The sequence below is a fragment of the Acinetobacter sp. YH12058 genome (genome assembly GCF_013419805.1).
Taxonomy (GTDB): domain Bacteria; phylum Pseudomonadota; class Gammaproteobacteria; order Pseudomonadales; family Moraxellaceae; genus Acinetobacter; species Acinetobacter towneri.
The window spans coordinates 1-1082 of the sequence record NZ_VOZL01000066.1 but is presented as its reverse complement, the minus strand read 5'-3'; the positions used below and the strand labels follow the sequence as shown (position 1 = coordinate 1082).

Below are 1082 nucleotides of genomic sequence, written 5' to 3'. Positions count from 1 at the left end.
TAAGTTGACAAAAATAACTAATCATGCGAAAAAGTTTTTTTAGTTAACAGATGTTCACACATGCCTCGAATTGTTTCTGTACCACTTAGTTTAGAACAGCGAGAACGACTCATTTTTCTGGCCAAGCATGCAAAACATTGGCGTGAAAGACAACGTGCCCAAACTATTCTCTGGCTTTCTGAAGGTAAAAGTGTTGCGGAAGTTGCCACTCTACAAGAACGTATCCCAGAAACCATAAGGCTACAACGCCGACGTTGGGAATTGTATGAGTTTGAATCGATTAAAGAAGGTCATCGCTCAGGTCGGCCCAATACATTGATCTCAGACTATCAGGCGAAAATCCTAGATTGGGTCAATACAAGTCCACTCAATGCAGAACAAATCCGAGTCAAACTACATGAAGAATACGAAGTGTCCGTGTCTGTTGAAACCATTCGTAAGTTTTTACGTGATTCAGGTATGGTCTTCAAGCGTACCCGTCATAGCTTGAAAAAAAAGAGATCCGATTGCATTTGAACAAGCAACACAGCAGATTGAAAAATTACGAGAGCAAGCGGCACGTGGTGAAATTATATTAGGTTATGTTGATGAAACAGGGTTTTCATCTACACCTGATAACCGCTATGCGTGGACAAAGATAGGTGATGTTCATGCGGTTGATGCAATAAGATTAAAACGAGTTAATGTCATGGGGTGTTTGCTTTCAACGGGGAAACTGGTGACAAGTTGTTTACAAGAGTCAGTTACAAGCACTTGGTTTTATGCCTATTTAACTGGAATAGCTCAACAAGTAAAACAGACTTATAACCTTCCATTGGTTCTTATTGTTGATAATGCCTCGATTCATAGAAGTAAAAAGATGGCTGATTACAGAGAGCTACTTAAAAGTAACTTTTCGACGAATTTGTATTTTATTCCAGCTTATAGCCCTGAGTTAAATCGAATCGAGATGGTATGGAAGCAGATGAAATATTATTGGCGAGATTTTCAAGTCATGACAGCTGATAAAATAGAGCAATGGGTGGAGAGAGTATCAAACCAATTCGGAAAAGAATACATGTTTACTTTTTAATGACAGCTTA

General features: G+C 38.8%; 2 protein-coding genes. Both read left to right on the top strand.

Annotated elements, in window-relative coordinates; translation table 11 throughout:
- The first annotated feature begins 60 nt into the window (after positions 1–60).
- Positions 61–516: a helix-turn-helix domain-containing protein gene (locus FTU09_RS13725; protein WP_004973749.1), complete on the top strand. Its 456-nt coding sequence runs from the start codon at positions 61–63 to the stop codon at positions 514–516.
- Positions 506–1072, top strand: coding sequence for an IS630 family transposase (locus FTU09_RS13720; RefSeq protein ID WP_121533679.1), 567 nt, complete (start codon positions 506–508; stop codon positions 1070–1072). The genes FTU09_RS13725 and FTU09_RS13720 overlap by 11 nt, the downstream gene beginning before the upstream one ends.
- Positions 1073–1082: the final 10 nt, after the last annotated feature.